The organism is Flavonifractor sp. An9 (assembly GCF_002161245.1).
GTDB lineage: Bacteria > Bacillota > Clostridia > Oscillospirales > Oscillospiraceae > Flavonifractor > Flavonifractor avicola.
Genome location: NZ_NFHC01000051.1, coordinates 1 through 1,626, shown reverse-complemented (window position 1 = coordinate 1,626; position 1,626 = coordinate 1). Strand labels below are relative to the sequence as shown.

Below are 1,626 nucleotides of genomic sequence, written 5' to 3'. Positions count from 1 at the left end.
TCAACGCCTCATGAAATGCCATCACAGCTGAGAATGAAAATATAGTCTGTGCGTTAACCGAAGGATTTGCTAAACTGAATACAGCAGGCGTAGTCCGGTTGCACCTTGGTGGATTTTCACCCCGTTTGTTCAACGTGGACGAGTTGCCCAAGAGAACAGCAGTATGTTGCGTCACATAAGTGAAGAGCACGAGTAGCAAAGTTCGGATACCCACCCGGGCAATTCCCAGCCTGCATAATTCAGGGAGGGATTTGATGCAAGACATATTGACCTGCGCCATGGGACTGGATATTCATCGTGACGTTATTGTTGCCTGTCTTGCCAAAGGTGAACTGGGCACCGATCCGGAAATCGAGATTCGCTCCTTCAGCACACTTATCCCGGAAATGCGGAAACTGCGGGATTGGGTGTTGGAAGCAGAGTGCCGCTATGTCGCTATGGAGAGCACCGGGATCTACTGGCAGCCTATTTACGAAATGCTGGAGCCATGTTTTGATGGGCAGATCAGCATTCTGGTCGTGAATGCCCGCCACATGAAGAATGTGCCTGGGCGCAAAACGGATATGCGGGACGCGCAATGGATCGCCACATTGCTCCGTGCCGGATTACTAAAGGGAAGTTTTATCCCAGATAAGACCTTCCGGGAACTGCGGCATCTGACCCGGTATCGTAAGAGCATCGTTCGCGACATTACCGCCCAAAAGAATCGCATCGATAAATTTCTGCAAAGCTCCGGTTTCCGCTTCACAGCGTTTCTGTCGGACGCATTTGGCGCTTCCGGGCGAAACATCATCCGTCATCTCATGGAATACGGAAATATTTCGCGGGAAGCTCTGGATCGGTGTCTGAAAACACAGACCCGGAAACGTATCGACGAAATACTGATTGCCTTGAACGGTTCGCTCTCGGAGCACCAGCGCGGCTTTCTTCGCATGATATTTGGGCACTTGGAAGCACTTGAACAGCACCGGCATACTGTGGAGGACGCTATTACGAAAGAGATCACAAAGCACGAAGAGGCATTGAGCCTCCTGTGCTCCATACCGGGTATTGATGTAACTGCGGCAGCAGCCATTATCGCGGAGATTGGTACCGATATGAGTGCCTTTCCGGATTCCCAGCATATATGCTCCTGGGCCGGTTTGAGTCCCGGTAACAACGAGAGTGCCGGAAAACGCAAGAGTGCTCACATTAACAAAGGTAATCCGTATCTGAAGAGTATGCTCTGTGAGGTGGGATGGGTCATCTCCGGAAAACGAAGCTTGTACCTCTCCGGTTGGTACTGGAGGATAAAACAGCGGAAGGGCGCTAAACGTGCAACGATTGCTTTGGCTCGCAAACTGCTGGCGCTGATTTACACGATGTTGAAGACAGGTTCTCCATACAACGAAGACTGTTTTGAGATCCGCAGAAAACAAAGTGAGCGCAAACGGGCCAGCCGTATGGTGAACGAACTGCAAAAGCTGGGGTACTTTGTGGTGGCACCAGGCTGATTCCCACTGTACCATACTTCGGCCGGCGACAGGTTTTGGCCTGCCGCTTTTTGTGCTGCGATGGTTTTTCATGAGGCGTTGAAAGCCTGTTTGTCAAGGTTCACGCCCTCGCTACTTATTTTCGTAGCAAGGT

The 1,626-nt window shown here is 51.1% G+C and carries 2 protein-coding genes; one reads left to right on the top strand and one right to left on the bottom strand.

Going from position 1 to position 1,626, the window contains the following annotated elements; translation table 11 throughout:
- Positions 1 to 280: hypothetical protein (locus B5G40_RS17230; RefSeq protein WP_206407265.1), on the bottom strand; the 280-nt coding region annotated here is incomplete at its 3' end.
- Between B5G40_RS17230 and B5G40_RS16520 the strand changes: the two genes are divergently transcribed.
- Positions 255 to 1,493 (top strand): IS110 family transposase, encoded by a 1,239-nt coding sequence (locus B5G40_RS16520; protein WP_071429506.1) that lies wholly within the window; start codon positions 255 to 257, stop codon positions 1,491 to 1,493. The genes B5G40_RS17230 and B5G40_RS16520 overlap by 26 nt on opposite strands.
- Positions 1,494 to 1,626 lie beyond the last annotated feature (133 nt).